The 22,627-nt window shown below is 60.2% G+C and carries 15 protein-coding genes, 2 pseudogenes and 1 riboswitch; of the genes and pseudogenes, 14 read left to right on the top strand and 3 right to left on the bottom strand.

The window, feature by feature from the left end; genetic code table 11:
- Positions 1-8: 8 nt before the first annotated feature.
- Genes EJ072_RS16530 through EJ072_RS16520 form a run of 3 tightly spaced genes read left to right on the top strand, consistent with a single transcriptional unit; the run spans position 9 to position 9,740 of the window.
- Complete coding sequence (locus EJ072_RS16530; RefSeq protein ID WP_126057627.1) at positions 9-5,972, top strand: DUF3320 domain-containing protein; 5,964 nt, start codon at positions 9-11, stop codon at positions 5,970-5,972.
- 13 nt (positions 5,973-5,985) lie between these two features.
- Positions 5,986-7,110: a DNA repair exonuclease gene (locus EJ072_RS16525; RefSeq protein ID WP_126080602.1), complete on the top strand. Its 1,125-nt coding sequence runs from the start codon at positions 5,986-5,988 to the stop codon at positions 7,108-7,110.
- Positions 7,107-9,740: an ATP-binding protein gene (locus EJ072_RS16520; RefSeq protein ID WP_126063810.1), complete on the top strand. Its 2,634-nt coding sequence runs from the start codon at positions 7,107-7,109 to the stop codon at positions 9,738-9,740. Before EJ072_RS16525 ends, EJ072_RS16520 begins: the two co-directional genes overlap by 4 nt.
- 21 nt (positions 9,741-9,761) lie before the next feature.
- On the opposite strand, the gene EJ072_RS16515 is transcribed toward EJ072_RS16520, so the two are convergent.
- The 3 genes and pseudogenes from EJ072_RS16515 to EJ072_RS36790 all read right to left on the bottom strand — a co-directional run bounded on the left by EJ072_RS16515 (position 9,762) and on the right by EJ072_RS36790 (position 11,850).
- Complete coding sequence (locus EJ072_RS16515) at positions 9,762-10,139, bottom strand: DUF5615 family PIN-like protein (protein WP_126057625.1); 378 nt, start codon at positions 10,137-10,139, stop codon at positions 9,762-9,764.
- A 4-nt stretch (positions 10,140-10,143) separates the two neighbouring features.
- Complete coding sequence (locus EJ072_RS16510; protein WP_126057624.1) at positions 10,144-10,794, bottom strand: DUF433 domain-containing protein; 651 nt, start codon at positions 10,792-10,794, stop codon at positions 10,144-10,146.
- A gap of 533 nt (positions 10,795-11,327) precedes the next feature.
- Positions 11,328-11,850: pseudogene (locus tag EJ072_RS36790) on the bottom strand (SMC-Scp complex subunit ScpB).
- An 898-nt stretch (positions 11,851-12,748) separates the two neighbouring features.
- On the opposite strand from EJ072_RS36790, the gene EJ072_RS37525 reads away from it, so the two are divergent.
- The 11 genes and pseudogenes from EJ072_RS37525 to EJ072_RS16445 all read left to right on the top strand — a co-directional run.
- Positions 12,749-13,210: a hypothetical protein gene (locus EJ072_RS37525; RefSeq protein ID WP_306283303.1), complete on the top strand. Its 462-nt coding sequence runs from the start codon at positions 12,749-12,751 to the stop codon at positions 13,208-13,210.
- 662 nt (positions 13,211-13,872) lie between these two features.
- Entirely contained in the window at positions 13,873-14,100 is a 228-nt protein-coding gene (locus tag EJ072_RS16495; protein ID WP_245454713.1) for a hypothetical protein, read from the top strand.
- 121 nt (positions 14,101-14,221) lie between these two features.
- A riboswitch (TPP riboswitch) is annotated at positions 14,222-14,338 on the top strand.
- A gap of 103 nt (positions 14,339-14,441) precedes the next feature.
- Positions 14,442-16,277 (top strand): phosphomethylpyrimidine synthase ThiC, encoded by a 1,836-nt coding sequence (gene thiC / locus EJ072_RS16490; protein ID WP_126063809.1) that lies wholly within the window; start codon positions 14,442-14,444, stop codon positions 16,275-16,277.
- Positions 16,274-17,275 carry a glycine oxidase ThiO gene (thiO, locus tag EJ072_RS16485; protein WP_126057621.1) on the top strand — a complete coding sequence of 334 codons (1,002 nt, stop codon included), beginning with the start codon at positions 16,274-16,276 and terminating at the stop codon, positions 17,273-17,275. Before thiC ends, thiO begins: the two co-directional genes overlap by 4 nt.
- Positions 17,244-17,441: a sulfur carrier protein ThiS gene (gene thiS, locus EJ072_RS16480; protein WP_126057620.1), complete on the top strand. Its 198-nt coding sequence runs from the start codon at positions 17,244-17,246 to the stop codon at positions 17,439-17,441. Before thiO ends, thiS begins: the two co-directional genes overlap by 32 nt.
- A gap of 1 nt (position 17,442) precedes the next feature.
- Positions 17,443-18,216, top strand: a complete 774-nt coding sequence (locus tag EJ072_RS16475; protein WP_126057619.1) for a thiazole synthase — start codon at positions 17,443-17,445, stop codon at positions 18,214-18,216.
- Positions 18,213-18,818 carry a thiamine phosphate synthase gene (locus tag EJ072_RS16470; protein ID WP_126057618.1) on the top strand — a complete coding sequence of 202 codons (606 nt, stop codon included), beginning with the start codon at positions 18,213-18,215 and terminating at the stop codon, positions 18,816-18,818. The genes EJ072_RS16475 and EJ072_RS16470 overlap by 4 nt, the downstream gene beginning before the upstream one ends.
- Positions 18,809-19,624: a hydroxymethylpyrimidine/phosphomethylpyrimidine kinase gene (locus EJ072_RS16465; protein WP_126057617.1), complete on the top strand. Its 816-nt coding sequence runs from the start codon at positions 18,809-18,811 to the stop codon at positions 19,622-19,624. Before EJ072_RS16470 ends, EJ072_RS16465 begins: the two co-directional genes overlap by 10 nt.
- Before the next feature lie 627 nt (positions 19,625-20,251).
- A complete protein-coding gene (locus tag EJ072_RS16455) occupies positions 20,252-20,476 on the top strand; it encodes a DUF982 domain-containing protein (protein WP_245454712.1) in 225 nt (74 codons plus the stop codon).
- 531 nt (positions 20,477-21,007) lie between these two features.
- Positions 21,008-21,640: an Hsp20/alpha crystallin family protein gene (locus EJ072_RS16450; RefSeq protein WP_126057616.1), complete on the top strand. Its 633-nt coding sequence runs from the start codon at positions 21,008-21,010 to the stop codon at positions 21,638-21,640.
- Between the two features lie 29 nt (positions 21,641-21,669).
- A pseudogene (locus tag EJ072_RS16445) lies at positions 21,670-22,452 on the top strand (sensor histidine kinase); the annotation flags it as partial.
- Positions 22,453-22,627: the final 175 nt, after the last annotated feature.

Here is a 22,627-nt window from a genome sequence, read left to right as displayed (position 1 = left end):
GATGGGGTATGGAAACGAGTTCGGAGACTGGCGATGCTGCCGGTATATCAGCCGCGCCCGTAATAGAAGTCGTGGCGGACATCGCCGCCAGCTTTACATATGCGTCCTTCCAAAATGCTATTCCGGTGATCCGGTCTATCGCGCTCAACAACCCGACCCAGCAGGGTTTCGAAAAATGCACTCTCGAGCTGACATCGAACCCCCCTTTTTTGCGCGCCAAAAGCTGGACAATTGATCGGATCGTTGCTGGCGACCGGCTTCCCTTAAGCGATCGAAAAATCGATCTCGACGCCGGCTATCTGGCCGGTCTCAACGAGGCTGAGCGCGGGGAGATAACGTTGCGCCTAACCTCAGGAGGCGCAGTGCTGGCCGAGCAGCGCGTTGCGGTGCGCCTGCTTGCCCGCGACGAATGGGGTGGCGTCGTCGATATGGCGCAATTGCTCGCCGCATTCGTCATGCCGAACGACCCGGCGATCGCAGGACTGCTGCGTTCCGCAGCGGAGCTGCTCGCAGCGCATGGTCATCCTTCCAGCCTCGATGGCTATCAAAGCGGCAATCCGCAACGCGCATTCATGCTGGCGGCCGCAATTTATTCGGCCATTGCTGGCCTATCGCTGCATTATGCAGAGCCACCTGCGAGCTTCGAAAGCCGCGGCCAAAAAATTCGACGTCCCTCAATTATTACGGCAGAAAAGCTGGCAACCTGTCTCGATACCAGTCTGTTATTCGCGTCCGCCCTGGAGGCGACGGGCTTGCATCCCGTCGTTTTGATGTTTCAGGGACACGCGGCCGTCGGCGTCTGGATGACACAAAGGACGCTCGCCAACGCCATTGAACCCGATGCCATGGAGGTCCGCAAGGCGCTGGCATCGCGCGAACTCATCGTGTTTGAGACGACAGGCGTGACGCATCGGCCGGCGATGACGTTGGAGGCTGCCCAACACGCAATCGAACAGCGGCTCGACGAAACGCAGGTAGCCACCTTTGTCGCAGCCATCGATATACGCCGCTCGCGCAGCGGCGGCATCACACCGCTTGCTTCGCACGAACCGACGCGCCGCAGCGTGGATGCAGAGGCGGCAACCGAAATCGCGTTGCCGTTGCCAGCCGCACCGGCCGTGGTAGCCCTGCCGGTCGAGATCGTCGAGGTAAAGCCGACGACAGCGGCCGGACGGATCGACCGCTGGCAGAAAAAGCTCCTCGATTTGACACTGCGGAACCGCCTGCTCAATTTTCCGGACTCCAAGAAGACAATTCCGTTTCTTTGTACTGACGTCGGCTACCTCGAGGACCGTCTGATGGCAGGCGCTTCGATCCGGCTGATTTCGCTCCCCGAACAGAATCCACTGGGCGAGCGGGATGCTGTCCTCTATCGCGAGGTGCACGGACGTGACCTCCAGCGTGGCTTTGCCGCGGAAGCGCTTCTGCGCGACGAGCTCCCGTCGACGCTCGATGGGCGTCAATTGGAATCCCGGCTGATCGATCTTTACCGGCAAGTGCGCAACGATTTTGCCGAGGGCGGCGCGAATACGCTCTTCCTGGCGGTCGGCTTCCTGCGCTGGAAGAAGAAGGCCGAGGACGAGCGCAGCTATCGCGCGCCATTGCTGCTCGTACCGGTCAAAATCGAGCGCCGCAGCGCAACATCGCATTTTACCTTGCGCTTCCATGAAGATGAACCGCGATTCAACGCAACCTTGTTGCAGTTTCTCGAACGCGACTTCGAGCTCAAACTGCCACAGTTTTCCGGTGAGCTGCCCGAGGACGAAAGCGGCGTTGATGTGCCGAGGCTGCTCGGTCTTATGCGCCAGGCAGTGCGCGACGTCCCCGGCATGGAGGTGGTGGACGAGACGGCGCTGTCGACCTTTTCCTTCGCCAAGTTTCTCATGTGGAAGGATCTGGTCGAGCGTACCGATGCGCTGCGCGAAAACCGTGTCGTGCGCCATCTGATCGACACGCCGGAGATAGCTTTCGAGGGCAATGGCGCATCATTCCGCGACGAGCGCGAACTCGACCGGCACTATGCCCCGTCCGACATGGTTTTGCTGCTGCCGGCCGACTCCTCACAGACCGCCGCAAGTCTTGCCGCCGCTGAGGGTCGCGATTTTGTCATCATCGGTCCTCCCGGCACTGGCAAGAGCCAGACCATTGCCAACATGATTGCCAACTGTCTTTCAGTTGGCAAAACCGTGCTGTTTGTGGCCGAGAAGACGGCGGCGCTCGATGTGGTGTATCGCCGCCTGCGCGAACATGGCCTGGGCGCGCATTGTCTCGAACTCCATTCCAGCAAGGCGGACCGACGCAACTTTCTCACCCAGCTCAGGATCAGCTGGGAAAGCGGCGTGCGCGTGGACGCAGCGGAGTGGATTGCGATCAACGAGCGGCTTCGCGTCCGTCGCGACGAACTGAATGCCTATGTCGAAGCGCTGCATCGGCACCATGTCAATGGTCTGACGCCTTATCTGGCGCTCGGCATCGCTCTCAAGAACAAGCGGCAGCACGCTCCGAGATTGTCCTGGCCATCGCGCGATTCCCATGACGAGGCAAACCGGCTGGCGCTGGAGCATATTGCCGCCGAAACAGGTCTCGCATTTCAGTCGGTGGAGATGCGGTCGGTCTTGCGTCTTATAGATGTCACCGAGTGGACGTCAGGCTGGCAGGACAATTTGCTCGAAGGGGCAAAGACCCTCAAGAATGCGTCCGAGGTTCTAGCGACCGCACTCGACGCCTTCCTGGTGAGCATCGGCCTGCGCGCCAAAGGCGACGCGTCAAAAGCGGAGCTCGAAGCGCTGCGAAAACTAGCAGCGGCACTCCAGGACAGTGCCGGCTATGACGTCAGCATTGTCTTTGATCGAGATTTCGCCCAGTTGCGGGGAGCCCTCGCCACTCTCAATGAGGCAATCGGAGACTATCGCAAGTCTCGCAAGGACCTGTCGGCCCGCTATGACGAGGCTGCCGTTGCGCGCATACGGGTGGAGGACATAGAGCAGCAATGGCAGCAGGCCGCTTCTGCATTCTGGCCAAACAGTCAGTTGGGCAAACGCAAAGTCCAGAAGCTGCTTCAAGGCTATGTCACAGAGGGGGTAGCCGATCCTCAGCACGACTTGCTGCTGTTGCGCCTGATGCAGGACCGCCGGGCCACTGTCGAAGCCAACATCCTATCTGGGAAGCCGATCGGATTTGCCGCACTTGATACCGACACCCACCGTATCGATCAGATACTCTCGATGGCCGAAAGGCTTCGACAGACGCTACGCCTGCCCGGCCTCGGCACGGAGGATTTCAAAGCGCTCCTGCAAGCAACCGCCCCGAGCCTGCGAAGCGGTGCAGCAGATAGCACGATGCGCTATGGGGCAGCCCGCTTCCTTGCGGCTTCTGCAGCATTCGAGGCTGCCAAGACCCAATTTGCGATCCCTGCTGGAAAGACGCCTTCTTGGGCAGAACATGATAACCCGCTGACCGAATTGACGACTGCGATGGGAGACTTGCTCGACGCCCGTCATCTTCTCCGGGACTGGACTTCGTGGTGCGGCATTCGTCGCAGGGCTGTCAGTCACAATCTGGGAGCGTTGGTCGACGATATCGAGGCGGGTCTAGTGCGACCAGCTGAAGCTCAATCCGCGTTCCGCCTGGCCTATGTACGCTGGTGGCTGCCGGCCACGCTGGATGCCGATCCGGTGCTGCGGAATTTCCGTCGCTTCCAGCACGAGCACGCCATCGAAGATTTCCGGGAAATCGACGATCTTGTCCGCGCTCAAGCAAGCCTTCGCGTCATCAGTGCCATCGCTCATGGTTTGCCGGCTGTGCAAGGCGTCCCGCGCAATTCCGAGTTGGGCCTGTTGCGCCATCAGATGGAATTGCAGCGGCCCAGCCGGTCAATCCGCGAGATGATTGGCGCGATGCCGACGAGCTTTGCCAAGCTCGCGCCGTGCATGCTGATGTCCCCTCTTTCAATCGCTCAATATCTACCGCCCGACCAAGCCCTGTTCGACGTGGTGATTTTCGACGAAGCATCGCAGATCACCACCTGGGACGCCGTCGGTGCCATCGCGCGAGCCCATCAAACCATAATCGTAGGCGATCCCAAGCAGTTGCCGCCCACCAATTTCTTTGGCCGCAACGAGGAGGACGAGGAAGTCGTCGAACACGAAAAGGATCTTGAGAGCATTCTCGACGAAGCCAAAGCGGCCGGCATCCCGGTACGTGACCTGCGCTGGCATTATCGTAGCCGCAATGAGTCGCTGATCGCCTTTTCCAACCATCACTACTATCAGAACCGGCTCATCACATTCCCTTCGCCAACGGTGGAAGATCGGGCAGTTCAGCTGCGAAAAATCACGACCGGCATCTATGACCGTGGCAAAAGCCGCACCAATCGAATCGAAGCCCAAGCGGTAACCGACGAGGCGGTCAGCAGGATGCGGCGTTGGCTGGCCCTACCGGAAAAGGACCGACCCACGCTCGGAGTCATCACTTTCAACGCGCAACAGCAGTCGCTCATCCTCGACCTTTTCGACAAGGCACGCCAGACAGAGCCGGAGCTTGAATGGTTCTTTGCCGACGAGCGTATTGAGCCCGCCATCGTCAAGAATCTGGAAAATGTCCAAGGGGACGAGCGTGACATAATCCTGTTTTCGATCACCTTTTCGCAAGATAATGCCGGCAAGCGCAGCATGGATTTCGGCGCGCTGAATCGGGACGGCGGCGAACGCCGGCTGAATGTCGCGGTGACGCGTGCGCGGCAGGAACTGATCGTATTTTCAGGTTTTGCCGCCGACCAGATCGACCCCAACCGAACCAAAGCGATCGGCGTACAGCATCTCAAAGCCTTTCTCGATTTTGCCGAACGCGGCGCTGTGGCATTGCCAGCGCAGGAACGCGGATCGGTCGGAGCCCTGGAATCCCCTTTCGAGGAGGCCGTCGCTGCCGAGCTTGAGAAGCGCGGATGGACCATCGTTCCTCAAGTCGGCATTTCGGGCTTTCGAGTGGATATAGGGATCCGGCATCCCGATCTCGCCGGCGCCTATCTGGCTGGGGTCGAATGCGACGGCGCGACCTATCACAGTTCTGCCACGGCGCGAGATCGAGACAAGGTCCGCGAGCAGGTCCTGCGCGGCCTCGGGTGGAACATTGTCCGGGTATGGTCAACCGATTGGTGGTTTGATCTCGAAGGTTGCACCGAGAGGCTTCATGCCAGCCTGGCCGCGCTGCTCGAGGAAAGCCGTCGCAAACAGGCTGAACAACAGGAAAGTGAAGCCGCGATCCATTGGGACATGGGACATAAGGTCGACCCCATGGACCCATTGCCAGCCGAAGACCTAGCATCGGCCGGCGAACCGGAACATCCGTCGATAAAATCAGAGCCAGAACTTGTCGCCGCTCCCCTCGCGACGGGAGAGCGCCCATCGGCATCTGCAGGAATTTTGCCTGCGGCCGCGCATTCGACGCATGATACCGTACCGACGGGCGGCCGTTATCGCCTGACTGATCTAACCGGATTTTCCACCAGCCCGGATCAGTTTTATGACTTCGTCTACCGAGGCACGCTGCGGTCCATGGTCGACGCGGTGATCGAGCAGGAAGGACCTCTGCGAGATGACGTCCTTGCGCAGCGCATCGCACGGGCGCATGGCTGGCTCAGAACGGGCAACAAGATTCGGGAGCGGATCGACCTGCATCTGCGCGAGTTCGATAGAACTGAAGAATCCAGCGGCAGCTTCCTATGGAAGAGAGGGACGGTGGTCGACCTGCTTGATTATCGCATGCCGTTCGATGCCGATGCCCGCCGGTCCATTGCCGACATTCCAATCGCCGAGCTGGCCGCTGTCGTCGTTGCGAACGAGGACATTCTGGAACAGTCCGACCCCGCTCTCGACCTTGCACGTCTGCTCGGTGTCGAGCGACTTGCGGCGATTTCACGCTCCCGGCTGGATGAAGCCATCGATCGCGCCCAGCGCAACCTGGCATCGACATAGTCTCGGAGACTCCATGTTTCGATTCATCCACAGCTCCGATCTTCATATCGGCAAGCGGTTCGGCAACATGCCAGAGGATCTGCGCGGGCGGCTCCGTGAAGCGCGCCATGGCGCGATCAGCCGGCTGGCAGAGCAGGCACGCGTCCATGGTGCATCCACCATACTTCTGGCCGGCGATACGTTCGATACCGAAACGCCCACTTCAGCGATGTTGCGGCAGGCCATGGCCGAGATGAGCCAGAGCGCGCCTCTGCGCTGGATATTGCTGCCTGGCAACCATGATTCCCTGTTGGCTGATCAATTGTGGAGTGCAGCGGACAGCGTTGTGCCGGACAATGTCCTGCTGGCGACGCGGCCCGAAACCCTGACCATTGGCGCGGACGTGGCGCTGCTGCCTGCACCTTGCACCACCCGCAGACCCGGTCGCGACCTTACCGAGTGGATGAACAGCGCCGCGACGCCGCAAGGCGCCATCCGGCTCGGCCTTGCTCATGGCGCTATTCAGAACTTTTCCGAAGATTCAGCAGCGTCCGATGTCATTGCACCAGATCGCGCGACTAAGGCCGGCCTCGATTATCTGGCACTTGGCGACTGGCACGGACCCGTCACCATCAATGAGCGCAGCCGTTATAGCGGTGCGCCCGAACCTGACCGTTTCAAGCATGATACACCCGGTCAGGCCCTTGTCGTTTCCATTGCCGGGCCTGGCGCCGTGCCCGAGATCGTGGCCGTTGAAACAGCTAGCTTTTCCTGGAAAACCGCTCCCCTGCATCTGCTGTCTGGCGACGACAGCGCCGCGGCATTTGAAGCGTTGCTTCCACCGGCTCATCTGCGGCGTCAGACTTTGCTGCGAATTGCCGCGTCTGGCCGGGTGCGGTTAAGTGGGCGAACGATCCTTCAAGCGGCGATCGCGGTAGCCGCGCCCGACTTCGCCTATCTGGAACTGGACGGGGACGGGCTCGCGACCGACTGCGAAAGTGGCGATTTGGATCGGATCGACCGCTCTGGTGCCCTTCGCGAGGCAGCGCAGGCACTGTTGGATGAAAGCAGCGACGAAACCCGGTCGGCTGTCGAACGCGACATATCGCGAGAAGCACTGGTTCGGTTGTTCAGCTATTGCGAGGCGATGGGATCATGAAACTTACGGCCCTTCGGCTCCACAACGTCAAACGGTTCGCCGGGCAAGGCGTCGCCATCGAAAACATCGGCGACGGCGTCAACGTGCTTTGCGCGGTCAATGAGTTCGGCAAATCAACCTTCTTCGAAGCGCTGCACGCACTCTTTTTCCAGCCTCACACGGGCACACCCGAAGGCGTGCGACTGTTGCGGCCTTACAGTGGGGGCAATCCGGTGGTGGAGGCCGACATCACCACTTCAGAAGGACGCTATCGACTTGCCAAGCAGTTTTATGGCGGCAGGCTGGCCAGCGTTATTGACCTCGACGGCGGGCGACTGTTGGCTCAAGCCGATGAGGCCGAAGCCTTTATCGGCAAACTAATCCATGGCGGAAGCGCAGGACCGGCAGGATTGCTCTGGGTTCGCCAAGGGGTCACCGGCATCGAAAGGCGCAGCAAAAGCGAGGAGGACGGCGAAAAACGCGTGCGCGAAAGCCTACTGTCCTCGGTTCAGGGGGAAGTTGAAGCCCTGACCGGCGGGCGACGCATGGCCGAAATCGCCGCGGCATGTGAAGAAGAACTCTATAGCCTGGTTACGTCAACGCTGCGTCCCAAGAGCGGCGGTCTCTATGCGGCAGCGCTCGACGAGCGTGACAAGCTGGTGAAAGACGAGCAGCGTCTCAGCGCCGAAGTCACCGGTCTGCGCGATTCGCTCGACAAGCGGCGCATGGCGTTGGCGCGTCTGTCTGAGCTTGAAAACCCCGAAGAAGGCGCCACTCGGCGGGAAGCCATCTCGGCCGCGGAAGCCGCAGTCGAGGCCGCCAAATCGCACAGCGAAGCCTTGAAAGCCGCCGAGGCGGAAGCTGCCCTTGCCGCAATTCACCACGACGCGGCGCAGCAGGCCCTCGATAGTTTTCGGACCGCGCTCAAACGAGCCACGGATTTGCGCCAGCAGTCGACGATTGCGCAGCTTCGCCGCAGTGAGGTTCTCGATCGGCGCGCTTCTGCCATTGCCGAAAACGAACAAGCGATGGGCGAAGTTCAAGCAGCCGAACTGGAAGAGCGCGAAGCACGCGAATTGCTCGCGCGGCTGGATGCGACTCTTTTGGCGCGTGACGCTGCCGAACAACTGGCCGGCTCGGACAACCGGTTGAAACAAGCCGAAGTCGCCAGAACCCAGATCGAAGATGGAGAGGCAGCACTGGCGATGCTGGCGGTGCCGGAACAAGCTGTCGAGCAACTCCAGGCGCTCGAAATCGAGATCGCCAGCCTTCGTGCAGCTCACCTGGCAACCCTGCCGACGCTATGCATGGAATACCGGGACGGCGCCGCCGATTTGGTGACCATCGATGCCAAGCCCTTGCCCCATGCAGAAGACCAAAGCTTTGCTGGCACCGTACGCCTGGATATTGCCGGCATCGGAGCCTTGACCCTGCGATCGAATCGGCCGCAGCAGGCCGACCGGACCATCGAAGACGCCGAAGCGAAGCACCGCAGCCTGCTTGCGTCCCTCGGTGTCGATAGCCTCAGGACGGCACGCCAGCGCCTAGTGGAAGCGCGCGACAAAGCTACCGAACTGGGCTTGGCGCGTCAGCGACTTGCCGATCTCGCGCCCAAGGGGATACAGCAATTACACGAGGAGCTTGCTCGTCTGAGTGCCCTCGGGGCCGGGGACCTCGAACTCAAAGTCGATCCAGAACAGATCCGGCAACATCATGCCGCAGCCGAGCAGCGTGTGGCGACAACACGCAACAGCGTGCGCGAGGCCTTGCCTTTGCGCAGCCATGCCGACGAGGCTGTCATGGCTGCGGAGACGGCTTATGTCACCATCCAGGCGGAACTGACCAGCCTCGAGGTCATATTGGGACCCGATGCAGCGCGCGAGGAAAAGGGGCGCTTGCTGCTCACCGAGGCCACCGCACGACAAAAGCTGCGCGAAGCGGCCGAAATGCGCGCTGCTCCCCTGCGCGACGGCGCTCGCGATCTCACCAGCGCTGAAGCCGTTCTGCGCCGCGCCCGTTCGGTTCAGGATGCCGCCACACAGGAAGCAAGTCAGTTGCGTGTAACCCTGGCCGATCTCAATGGCCATATTCGCACTCGGTCCGACGACGCGGTGGAAGAAGCTTTGCGCGAGGCCACAGAAAAATTGGAAATCGCTGGAGAGCGAGCGAGACGCTTCGAATTCGAAAAAGCCGTCCTCGACCGGCTGCGCACGACGCTGGTCGCTGCGCGCTCGACGGCACGCGATCTTTATCTGAAGCCGGTCATGTCCGAGCTGCGACCGCTGCTTGGATTGCTATTCGATGACATCTCCATAGTGTTCGACGAGAACACACTGTTGCCACAGACCGTTCGCCGCAATGGTCAGGATGAGGATGTCGATAGGTTGAGTGGCGGCATGCGAGAACAGCTTTCGGTTCTGACACGTCTGGCCTTCGCCCGTTTGCTTGCCCGCGACGGCCGACCCACACCGGTTATCCTGGATGACGCTTTGGTTTATTCCGATGACGACCGCATCGAGCGCATGTTCGACGCTTTGCATCGTCAATCACACGATCAGCAGATTCTCGTTTTCTCCTGCCGCCAACGCGCGTTTGCAAAACTCGGCGGTAACATTTTGCAGATGAGCGACTGGCAACCGGGTCGGTCATAAGCGGAGATCGCGCAGCCTCAGCTAGGGCGACGGCAGATCGTATCGTGTTACGATTGCAATGCCGTTTTCGATCTCGATTTCGATAACTTCATTAATCAGGAATTCCTCTGGGCCAAGATCCTCGAGGAGAGCATCGAAGAGCTCTCTCTGTTTTTCAGGCCCGACCTGAGGGACGACGATAATCAGGCCGGCGTGAACCGGTTCTTTGGCATAGAGCTTCCTGAAGTCCTTAGCATTGTTGGTGACGAAGGTGAAATCCTCATCGATAATGAGCGGCATGAGGTCCCAGTCGGTTTCGCCGCTTAGCCCAAGCCAGTTGACGTGGTTTGCTTCATGTCCGCGTTCTTGGGCTACCGCAACCAGAGACGTGTGCAGGCACTCATCGATCAGAAACCTCACGAGGTCACACGCGTCTCGACCTGGCCGACGGACCTGGGTCGCCCTTCAAAACCACGCGCTTCGACGACTTTATTTTCACGCCCTGCTCGACCAGCTTCTTAGGCCGCCCACGAACCGGGTGCGCGGCGACCCACATTCTGGCGAGCTCAATCACGCGCGGCGTTAGCTTCGGATATCCCTCCAGAACCTCCGCTTCATCTGCGCCCTGCGCTAGCATCGTCGTGATCATACGAACAGGGATGCGGGTTCCTTTGAAGACAGGCTCTCCGCCCATCACCCCTTTAACGCGGCCGATGGCGGCCTCCGCTTCATCAAGATCCACGATGCGCGCTTTGAGCTGTTTACGTGCCTCGGCGACGTCGACGATCAGCAGGTCGTCGGCCCTTACGGTCTTGGCCCTTGGGGCAGCTTTGATTTCCTCGAACAGGCGGTAGCGACGATCAGCGGGCAATGTCGCACCCACGCCATACCAAAGCTTGAGCCGCAGCAAATCCTCGCCGGTCAATGCCCGTCGGACGACCCCACCGATGCGCCGAGCAGTGCTTGGCACAGTATCGACAATGCGTTTGTCGATCGCATTGTGCACGGCCTTGATTCCTATCCCGCTGACGGCGGCTGCCTCTGCGGGGGTGTAGATGCGAGCAAGTGTGCCCATTATTCTTCTCCTTATAAAGAATAATATAGGCCGTTTGACCCCCTCCGTAAAGGCACGCGTCTTTGGAATCACGGCGGTTAGCAAAGGCGGTGGTGAGCCGAGAGGCCTCACAAACCCTTGGGGCTCGAGATGGCAGACTCGGCGCAGTATAATTGCGCTAACTATCGAATTTGCAGTTGGCGACAAACGACACACGAGTTCGTCGCGGACTTTTAACTCTGCGAAGGCGCGTCTTCGAGCGCTTTGAAACCCTACACCCATCTGCAGGCCATCTGTATCAAGCTTTGGACCAAAACCGTTTCCATCGCTCACGAGCGTTCTCTCTGGGGGTCTCAAGTGGGGCTTGCCCATGGCCACGAATTTTTGGGCGACAGCGGTGCAGAGGCCGCATACCGCTGCCTGCTTGACGTCGCTGACCGTGTCCATGTCCGAAATTTGCCTACAAATTTCGGACGCCCTTGGGCGCGCTAGATTCGCTATGGAAAGCTGGAAGCACTCGCAAGCCCGGTGGCCACAGCGTCTGCAGCGCCAAGCTATTCCTCCGTATCCAAACCCGCATCCTCATGGCCACTAGCCAACTCTGGCATAATTTCACCAGCAAGCAGCTCATCTCTGCTCAGCAGCCCGGCATCCTCGAGCGCCTCGCAGTCCGGGAGATCGCGAAGCGTGTCGAGGCCGAACTCGAGCAGGACGCTTTTGTCGTCACATAGGTGTAGGGAGCGCCGGGCGTCGGACTGCGCGGGTTCGACGCGATCAGGCCGGTGCCGCAGATGGCCGATCAGGTCGCGACTGATTACTTCCCGAAAACCGACGACAATTCGGCGCGGGTAATCGGCTGGAAGTGCCGATGCACATCAGCATCAGCACGTCCGACCACGTCAGGTCCACGGCACGCCCGCTGCTTCCGCAGGCGCGGATGGCATCGGCATAGGCCGGCCGTGTCAGGTGCTTCCAGCCGCCGGCGACAGCGACGAGGTCATAGGGCCGTCCGCGCAGCTCTCGGATGTCGTCGATGAGAAGGTCACGGGCGAGCTCGCGGGAGAGACTGCACCGCAAGCGCGTCCCGCGCGCGCGAACTGCTCGATCAACTGATCTCAGACGACGACGAATCTCGTCCAGATTCCAAAAGCGGTGGCCGCAGCGGCGCTTTGCGGGCTCGCGTTACCACAGATCGCAGAACTGTGATCTCGCCTTGTGCCCGAGACCGCAATCTGGGCTCGCGACGAAGCATATCGCTTGCGATCATCAAAGGACGCGTCGACGCCGTCGGTTGCCTTTTCCACCGCCGCCTCACACATCGTGTTGGGGCTGAAGAGCTACCTGCAAATCCTCGCAACGGGCGCGGCCGCATCCTTGATTTTACAAATTGACACGTCTTGGTTTTTAGAAAATGCCACGTGCGATGATGGCGCCAAAAAAAAATGTCACGCGAGATGATCATGCCTGAGGTAAATGGTCCGCCAAAGTTGGGAAAGGTATACCGGTTGAATGGTGGATAGGTACGCCGGATAAAAAGGGCTTCGGGTTCCGGAAGACGAACTAATCGACGGATAGGCGCTGCTCGTGAGGGAAACTGCATGCGCATTACGGTTATGACCATCCAGGGATGTCGGATATGATCTTGAATAGTGACATTGCAGGCCAAAGAGCGGCCGAGAAGCTAGCAGAGGGCCTGAAATCGCAGGGCAAGCAGCAATACGAAGAAAGGTCGAGGGAACGCGAACGAGATGTGTCTCGTTAGGTCGCACGTTGCACCAGGGGTGCGTCGGAAGGCACTCCGCCGTGTCCTGAAGAGGTAGCCTGCACTTGAGAATAGCCACGGTGGTACCTTATTTTCGGCTGTGAAGCACACGAGACCCGCGACGTGAGACCCAGTTGCTCAATACCCAGTTGCTGGGTGAGCGTGCATGACTGCCAACGGAAGGTCTTGCACGCACCCTCGCGATCTTGAGCAATGGTCGCCATGACTTTCTTCTTGCAGGCTTTTGAGTGGCCCAGCCTGCAATCACCAGACCCCACCGACTCTAAAGAGCGTGGCAGACGGGATAGTCGAGGTTGCCCGGCACAATTACGCTCAAGGCTTGCGCCGCCCAGAGGACACGCTGAAAAGGCAGCATGGGCGCGCAAGCACGCCATTCACGAGAGGTTCGACATGAAGACTATGCAAGAAAAAGACATTCCGGCATTCGTGCAAGCAGTTGTGGAGGCCGGCTGCAACATTTGCGCGATTGGCAACTTGGGATATGTCTTTGGCGATGCTGATTTGACGCCGGCGCAACGGAGGTCCGTCGAGCCACAGCTGCGCAGGATTGCTGAGATCTACGGCGAACGCGATCATCTCATGGACGAGATAGCTGTATATCTGCGGTCGATCGGACGCCATGTCGAGGTTGAGCCGAAGACAGGTGTTTCCTGATGGCCGCGATCGATCGCGTTCCGTAGTCGCCATTTCTATTGGGTAACGAGCAGCCGTCTTCCAACCTCTGAAACAAAAAAGAGGTGACCCCCAAAGGCCGCTCTCGAGACCGCAAGTCTGAGCCGCTAACGCATTGCGATAACCAGGCTGTCCGAACTGGGCGTCGATGCCTTCCTCGACCAGGTCGCGGTAGGCGGCGATCTCATCTACCGCATGCATAGCCAAGCCAGAGAAGTTTTCGGCAGCGGAATTCTCGGTCGCTTCCCCTTTTATGACTAGAGGGTGCGGCCGATCCGGCCGCGACGATCTCGCAGGGATTGCCATATACGGCAACACGAACACCGGCGGATCAATACTCGGATAATGGCGGCCGGCTATGTAGCGATCGATCGCGCACCAACATATCAATGCAATAGCTTAGTTGCTTTCAAAGGCGGGTCTCTACGAACTGCAAGCAAGCTAAACGATTGCGTCAACTCTTCCTCGCAGAGCGAAAACTCCGCGCCCACGCGATTTCTCTGCTGGAACAGCGGCACATCCTCAGCGCCAGGACACGGCCGCCGCCGTCGGGTTTTACGAAGCCGGTGATTGCATAAGTTGCCCGCAAGATATCATTGGTATCGGGAACGCCGCCGATGCCGCATCCTGAATAGAGCGGCCGCTTGCACCTGCCAGCCCGACGACCAGATCATATCTGCAACTCCATCTACCTGGACGTGGTGCAAATCACCTCGCTGAAGCCGCAAATCGTCGCCTTCGACCAGGATAACCACATCCGTGACCGCCTGAGCTACTCGGTCGATCTCGACGCACATGGCCGATACAGTTTTTCCATCCTTCACGAAGCGAATGAGACTTTGGCCATTCCAGCCCTGGTCTACGGGGCGTGACTTGTCCCCGATGCATGCGCGAGCTCTCCGCTCGGCCGGCCGCCGGACGTCGCCACCGGCCGAAGGCGCCCGAAGGCGCCCGAAGGCGCTTGACAAAGCAGCACCGGCCCATTCAACTTGAGGCATTCACCAGGGGAGTCCCGGTAAGGGGCTGAGATACTGCTGGCTTTCGCGGCGCAGTGACCCGTTGAACCTGATCCAGTTCATACTGGCGTAGGGACGGTGCAAGCGCTTTGCGGGAGTTTACGCCCGAGGTCCTGCTGCAGCAGGTCTACAGAAGCGTCTTTTCATCCTTCCGGCACAGAACTGGGTCTCCAATGCATGAGCAAAGGAGCCTCACGATGAATGCCCTCACCCCCGCCGTGTCGACGGGACCACTGCCCGCCTCGCGGAAAATCCACAAGCCCGGCGTCCTCTACCCGCAGATCAGGGTGCCGATGCGCGAGATTTCCGTCCATCCGACGGCCGGCGAACCGCCCGTCACCGTCTACGATCCGTCCGGCCCCTACACCGATCCATCAGTCCAAACCAGCATCGAAAAAGGCCTTGCCCGGCTTCGCCACGAATGGGTCACGGCGCGTTGCGATGTCGAAGCCTATGACGGCCGCCACGTCCGGCCGGAAGACAATGGATTCGCCACCGGCGAGCGCCTGACACCGGAATTTCCGATACGCAATCGGCCGCTCAAGGCCAAGCAGGGCAAGGCGGTGACCCAACTTGCCTATGCGCGCGCCGGCATCATCACGCCAGAAATGGAGTTCGTAGCCATCCGCGAGAATCTCGGCCGCGAGGTGATGCGCGGCAAGCTGCAACGCGACGGCGAAGCCTTCGGCGCGGCGATCCCAGATTTCGTCACACCCGAATTCGTGCGCGACGAGGTGGCGCGCGGACGCGCAATCATTCCCGCCAACATCAATCATCCCGAGAGCGAACCGATGATCATCGGGCGAAATTTCCTGGTGAAGATCAACGCCAACATCGGTAACTCGGCTGTCACATCGTCGATGGCCGAAGAGGTCGAAAAGATGGTGTGGGCGATCCGCTGGGGCGCCGATACGGTGATGGACCTGTCGACCGGCCGCAACATCCACAACATCCGCGACTGGATCGTGCGCAATGCACCGGTGCCGATCGGCACGGTGCCGCTCTATCAGGCGCTCGAAAAGGTCGGCGGCATCGCCGAGGACCTCAACTGGGAGGTCTATCGCGACACGCTGATCGAGCAGGCCGAGCAAGGCGTCGACTATTTCACCATCCACGCCGGCGTGCGGCTGCACTACATACCGCTGACCGTCGACCGGGTCACGGGCATCGTCTCGCGCGGCGGCTCGATCATGGCCAAATGGTGCCTGCACCATCACCGGGAGAGCTTCCTCTACGAGCATTTCGAGGAGATCTGCGACATCGCCAGAGCCTATGACGTTTCCTTCTCGCTCGGCGACGGCCTTCGTCCCGGTTCAATCGCCGATGCGAACGACGCGGCGCAATTCGCCGAACTGGAAACACTTGGAGAACTCACCAAGATTGCCTGGGCAAAGGACTGCCAGGTGATGATCGAAGGCCCGGGCCATGTCCCCATGCACAAGATCAGGCAGAACATGGACAAGCAGCTCGCAGTGTGCGGTGAGGCGCCGTTCTACACGTTGGGGCCGCTGACGACCGACATCGCGCCGGGCTATGACCACATCACCTCAGGGATAGGTGCCGCCATGATAGGCTGGTTCGGCACCGCAATGCTTTGCTACGTCACGCCGAAAGAGCATCTCGGCCTTCCCGACCGCAACGACGTCAAGATTGGGGTGATCACTTACAAGATAGCCGCCCATGCAGCCGATCTGGCGAAGGGCCATCCGGCAGCGAAAACCAGGGATGATGCCCTTTCGCGCGCGCGCTTCGAGTTCCGCTGGGAGGACCAGTTCAACCTGTCGCTCGACCCCGAAACCGCACGGTCCTTCCACGACCAGACCTTGCCCAAGGAGGCGCACAAGCTGGCACATTTCTGTTCGATGTGCGGGCCGAAATTCTGCTCCATGCGCATTTCCCACGACATCCGTGCCGAGGCTCAGAAGGAAGGCATGGCGGCAATGGCGGCAAAATACCGGGAGGGCGGCGATCTCTACATGCCGGCGGACGAGACTGGCGTACCGGTCGTGCCGGAGGCTCCCAAACCATCATGAGGGTGCTCGTCAAAGGGGCCGGCGTTGCCGGCCTCACCGTCGCTTTCGAACTCGCCGCCCGCGGCGCGACGGTCACAGTCGCCGAGATGCGGCATGGCCTTGGCGGCAACGCGTCGTGGTTCGCCGGCGGCATGCTGGCGCCATGGTGCGAGCGCGAAAGCGCGGAGCAGCCGGTGCTGGATCTCGGACGCGACGCTGCCGACTGGTGGGATGCGGTGCTGTCGGGTCAGGTGACACGGGCCGGGACATTGGTCGTGGCCGCGCCGCGTGATGCCGGTGAGCTTGACCGGTTCGCCAGTCGCACGTCAGGGCATAGGCGCGTCGATGAAAACGAAATTGCGCTCCTGGAACCCGACCTCGCCGGCCGCTTCCGGCGTGGATTGCTCTTCCCCAACGAGGCTCACCTCGACCCACGCCAGGCGATGGCGGCACTTCATGACAACCTTGCGACCATGGGTGTCAAATTCCACTTCGGCTGCGACGCCCGGCCTGTTTCGGGTTTCGCCCGTCAGATAGACTGCATGGGAATGGCAGCGGCCGATGACAGGCTGCGCGGTGTTCGCGGCGAAATGCTGATCCTTCGCACGCCTGATGTCTCGCTGTCGCGGCCGGTCCGTTTGCTTCATCCACGCTTTCCGCTTTATGCCGTGCCGCGCACCGATCACCGTTTCATGATCGGAGCGACGATGATTGAAAGCCAGAGCGCCGGACCGGTGACGGCGCGTTCCATGATGGAGCTGCTGGGCGCCGCCCATGCCCTCCATCCGGCCTTTGGTGAGGCCGAGATCGTTGAAACCGGTGTGGGTGTCCGTCCGGCATTTCCCGACAATTTGCCACGCGTCGAAACAGACGGTGAGATCATCGCGATCAACGGTCTTTATCGTCACGGTTTTCTCCTCGCCCCCGCCATGGCGCGCCAGGCTGCCGGCCTGGTTTTCAGTCAAGACAGAACCAAGGAGCATGCTCATGAAACTGATGGTCAACGGCGAGGCGCGTGAGATTGCCGCCACCACGCTGGCCGAGTTGCTTGCCGCGCTCGACTATGAGGGCGATTGGCTCGCCACCGCCGTCAACGGCGACCTCGTGCACAAAGCCAACCGCACGGAGTTCCAGTTGAGCGACGGCGACCGGATCGAAATCCTCTCGCCCATGCAGGGCGGCTAGCATGTTGGAGCTTTATGGAACCGAGCTTTCGTCGCGCCTGCTTCTCGGCACCGCTCAATATCCTTCGCCGGCCATCCTTGCCGATGCAGTCAAGGCGTCGGGCACGTCGGTGGTGACCGTCTCGTTGCGGCGTGAGATGGCGGGCGGTAGAGCCGGCGAACAATTCTGGTCGTTGATCCGCTCGCTGGGCGCCAGAATCCTGCCCAATACCGCCGGCTGCCTCTCCGTCAAGGAAGCCGTCACCACCGCGAAAATGGCGCGCGAGGTCTTCGGCACCAACTGGATCAAGCTCGAAGTGATCGGCAATCACGACACGCTACAGCCGGATGTGTTCGGTCTGGTTGAAGCCGCCCGCATCCTGTGCGAGGACGGCTTTGCGGTATTCCCCTATACCACCGACGATCTCGTTGTCGCCGAGCGGCTGCTGGAAACGGGCTGCAAGGTCCTGATGCCGTGGTGCGCACCGATCGGTTCCGCCTTGGGACCGGTCAACATGACGGCGCTGCGCTCGATGCGCGGATATTTCCCTGGCGTCCCGCTGATTGTGGATGCGGGGCTCGGACGGCCGTCGCACGCGGCCACCGTCATGGAACTCGGCTTTGACGCCGTGCTCCTGAACACAGCGGTCGCCAAGGCGGCATATCCGGTCGGCATGGCGCGTGCTTTCGGTAAGGCGGTCGACGCCGGTCGTGAGGCGTTCAGTTCGGGAATGCTCGAACCGCGCGACGTCGCCGTGCCATCGACACCGATGGTCGGCAGGGCCGTTTTTTCATGAAGCTCGATCCCTTTTATCTGATCGTCGACAGCGCTGCCTGGATCGAACGGCTGGTCCCACTCGGAGTCCGGCTTCTGCAACTGCGCATCAAGACCGTGGATGAGGCTGGGTTGCGCGCGGAGATCCGCACCGCGAAGGCCTTGTGTGCTCGATACCAGTGCCAACTCATCGTCAACGACCACTGGCGCCTGGCAATCGAGGAAGGCTGCGACTTCATACATCTCGGCCAGGAGGATTTGCAGACCGCTGACCTCTTGGCGATACGGGCAGCCGGCGTAAGGCTCGGACTGAGCACACATGATCATCAGGAGCTGGAAACGGCGATGGCCGCCGAGCCTGACTACATAGCGCTTGGACCCATCTATCCGACCATCCTGAAGAAGATGAAATGGGCGCCGCAAGGGGTCGAACGGATCAGCGAATGGAAGCGCCAGGTCGCGCCGTTTCAATTGGTCGCCATTGGTGGCCTCAACCCTGAGCGGCTCGACGGTGTCTTTGCGGCTGGCGCGGACAGCGCGGCGGTGGTGACCGACATCACGCTCAACGACGACCCCGAGGCGCGCACGCGAGAATGGATCGAAAAGACGGACCAATGGCGCTGAGGCGAGAACCACATGTGCTTGTCGTCGGTGGATCGGACTCCAGTGGCGGTGCTGGAATTGCACGCGATATCGAGACGATCTCTGCCATTGGCGTGCGCACCTGTCTCGCCGTCACAGCGCTAACGGTGCAAACGCATGACGCCGTGATCGAAATCTATTATTCGCCACCTAGCCTGGTGGCCAATCAGATGTGCGCCGCGCTGCAGGCCAACGACGTGGCCACAATCAAGATCGGCATGCTGGCGACTGCCAAGATCATTGTTGCCGTTGCCGCAGTGCTGCGCAAATTTCCGCATGTCCCCGCAGTACTCGACCCTGTGCTGGCCTCCACCTCAGGCCGCGCACTTCTGCAAGCAGGCGCTATCGCTGCCATGAAGCGCGATCTTATGCCGCTTTGCTGCATTGTCACGCCCAACCTCCCTGAACTGGCGCTCCTTAGTGGCTCCGAACTGGCAGTGGATGAGGACGGAGCGCTCCAACAAGGAAAAAGACTGCTGGCCGCCGGCCCTCAAGCCCTGCTGATCAAGGGTGGGCATGCGTCGGGAACCCGGTCGACCGATATTCTGTTACGCTCCGGGCACGAACCCATCCGCTTCGATGCACCGCGCCTTGCCACATCGATGCGCGGGACAGGTTGCATGCTGGCCAGCGCGATTGCGGCGCATCTGGCGAAGCCGAAGCCGCTCGAAGACAGCGTGCGCGAAGGCAAGCTGTTTGTCTTGGAGAGGCTTCAGAAATGCCGGCTGAATAACCACAGCGTTCTGCGTCCAGCCAAGCAGACCCATTTTCCAGAATTTTTCCCGTAGCGAGACTAGAGAAGGGGCTACTGCTTCTCTATGCCATCCTCACAACGCGTTGAGTTTCTCACTGCCAATTATGCGACTTTCGAGGTGCAAATAGCGAATATCGAGTTCTTAGTGACAGAAACGACCGGAATTGGTTGCGTGGATCACCAGGTCGCTACCGATTGGGTCAGCGACTCAATAGAACGTCACATCTCTGTCCACACTCGAGCTTATTTGCCGCAAACGCGTCGAGCCCCGCGTCAATCGGTCTTATAATAGTATCCGGGGCAGCTCCAAAGCTGTGGCATCGGCTACCCGCCGGCCGTGGCGCTTGCTGTTCGAGCGTCGGACGCCGCCTGCCATTGAACATCTGATGGGCTATTGGGTGGCGGCGACACACTCATCCAGGTGCAACTGGCTTTTTCAACTCGGGAACCAGCAGAAGCCTTCGCTGCGTCGCAACATTTGGATTATGTCGTACAGCCCGATCTTCCAGAGAAAACAAGACCTAACGTTCGAAACCTGTCACGCAACCAACCACCGAATGAAAGATCCAGCGTGCGATCGCAGGGAGGTAAGAATAACCGGTCTGGCTTTCCTATCGCCGGTCCAGGTTAAGACCAACGACGTCGTCACGACATCAACACAGTGCGCGAAGCGCTCGTATTCCTGAATCAGTGGCCAAAAGCGCGTCGGGGACCGGTATTCAGTTGCGCGGTGAGAAGCAGCAACGCAGCGATCGCCGGACAGATGACACCCGAGCAGGCGCGGCAAGCATTGTGGGATTTGCCAGGATTGCCGGCGTGCTGGCCAAATCTGATTTCGTCGTTGGTGGCGACTGATTTAAAGCTGCAGGAAGATCACCGCCGGTAACGCGTTGGCCCGCTGCTCGCCAAGACGGAAAGAACGCCGCCTTGTGAGTTCCAATAATGGGCGATGCGGGAATTGCACATGTCTGTGCCCATCTGTCCGGCCGAAATGCAAATGGCGTCACTGGCGAAGGTCAGCGAACGCGGCACGCAGGGCTGGATTCTTTTGACTTGCGGCAAGCCGACATAGGTGCTGGCTTGATGTCTCGGTCACTGCGACGTGTCATGCCGATTCATTCGTCAGCTACCATGACGATGCGGCGCGTCGCCTGCGATCAGTTGATCGAACCGCGGTGCAATTCGGGACGCTTCGTCGATCCCGACAGTTGCGCAAAGGGAAGCCAAATCAGCGACTAGAGGCAACGTGGCTACGGATTCGAAGGGACCCCGCTGTTGCCGAAGAGGTGACTGGTGGAATGTCAAAGATCACCTCGTGAAAGGCCATTTGGGGCCACCTAATGATAAAGCCGGATGCCGCTATCGGGTCCTGGCACGGGAATGACGGTCCGGCCCTACGGTGGATCGAGTTCGGTTCATGTCGCTTCGCAAGGAGGATGTGTTCCGGCGTCTGCCCGAACCCCTCTTTCTCGCATTCTGCGAGGTTGCGCGATCGGGCCGCTCGGTCTCTGTGCTGATCGCCCCTCCTGTTGCCATCGATCGATTCCGCTTCCGGTGCGCACGCACGTGTCGCGCGTGGCAATCATGCAAGGTCGTGAATCATAGGAGGATGTACATGCTTTTGTCGGATTTCGGCCGCATCGGGTTCGATCCGTTTGTGGAAATGCGGCGCATGCAACAGGAAGTAAACCAGCGTTTGGCCGGGCTGACCGCCAGCGCCGCTCAGGAGTTTCCGCCGATCAATCTTTGGACTGGCGAGGACAGCGTGGCGGTGGCCGCGGAACTGCCGGGGATATCACCTGACGAAATCGGCCTCACGGTGCGCGAGAACATTCTGACATTGAAGGGAACGCGCGAGCCTCGAACGGAGGACGAGAAATCCGTCTGGCACCGCCGTGAGCGCGCCTATGGGACCTTCTCCCGGACAGTGCAATTGCCATTCCGCGTCGACCCGGAACGGGTCGAGGCGCGTTTCGCCAACGGGCTGCTCGAAGTCGAGTTGCACCGGCCGGAGGCGGATCGGCCGAAGAAGATCCAGATCAAGGGATAGAGGGAGGCAAGCATGGCTCAGGAACGCGGATCGGCCGTCGCACCATGCTGCTCAATGCCCGCAAGGTGCTTTACGACCATAGTTCGGCCATCACCATCCTTCTCGCCTTCAATGACATAACGGCCCGTCGTATCATCGAGCGGGAGAAGGAAGAACTGCTCGGTCGCACCGAAGACCTGCTTCGGCAGAAAGACGTCCTGCTGCGCGAGATGGAGCATCGGGTTGCCAACAGCCTGCAGATCATTGCCTCGATCCTGTTGCTGAAGGCACGCTCGGTGACGTCGGAAGAGACGCGCCAGCATCTCAAGGACGCCCATCAGCGCGTTCTGTCCGTGGCCGAGGTGCAACGCCATCTCCACACCTCCGCCGGCGTCGACGAGATCGATGTCGGCTCTTACCTACCGAAATTGTGCAGCAGCCTCGCCTCGTCGATGGTCGGCGAAGCCCAGCCGATCACGGTCACCGTAATGGCCGAAGGCGGCAGGATAGATTCGCAAAGGGCAGTCAGTCTGGGACTAATTGTCACCGAACTCGTGCTCAACGCCATCAAATATGCTTTCCCCAAGAAGAGAACCGGCGCTCGCATCCAGGTGAGCTACGAGACCGCGGGCAGTGACTGGAAACTGACGGTTTCGGACAATGGCGTCGGCAAGATCGCCAACGACGTACCGGCTACCGGACTTGGAACAGCCATCGTCGAAGCACTGGTGAAACAACTGGAGGCCAGGGTGGAGATTATCAGCGATATTGACGGCACCAGCGTGTCGGTCACCCGGGCGACGTTCACCTCGCGCGTGCCGCGAGCGGCGTAAAAACCGTTACTACGATGCTGCCTTCCGGACATCGCCTGATGTCCAGGGGATCTTCTGCCGCCACGGCCTTGTCCCCGGAGCGCAGGACTGCCAGTCGCATCGCATAAGCCGAAACCTCTCAGTCGGTTGAGGGCGCTTCCGATGGCCAAGATCCGCTTTTTTGGCGTTCAGCCGG

This window comes from Mesorhizobium sp. M2A.F.Ca.ET.046.03.2.1 (assembly GCF_003952425.1).
GTDB lineage: Bacteria > Pseudomonadota > Alphaproteobacteria > Rhizobiales > Rhizobiaceae > Mesorhizobium.
The sequence above is the reverse complement of the archived record's forward strand: the minus strand, read 5'-3'. Positions and strand labels throughout refer to the sequence as shown.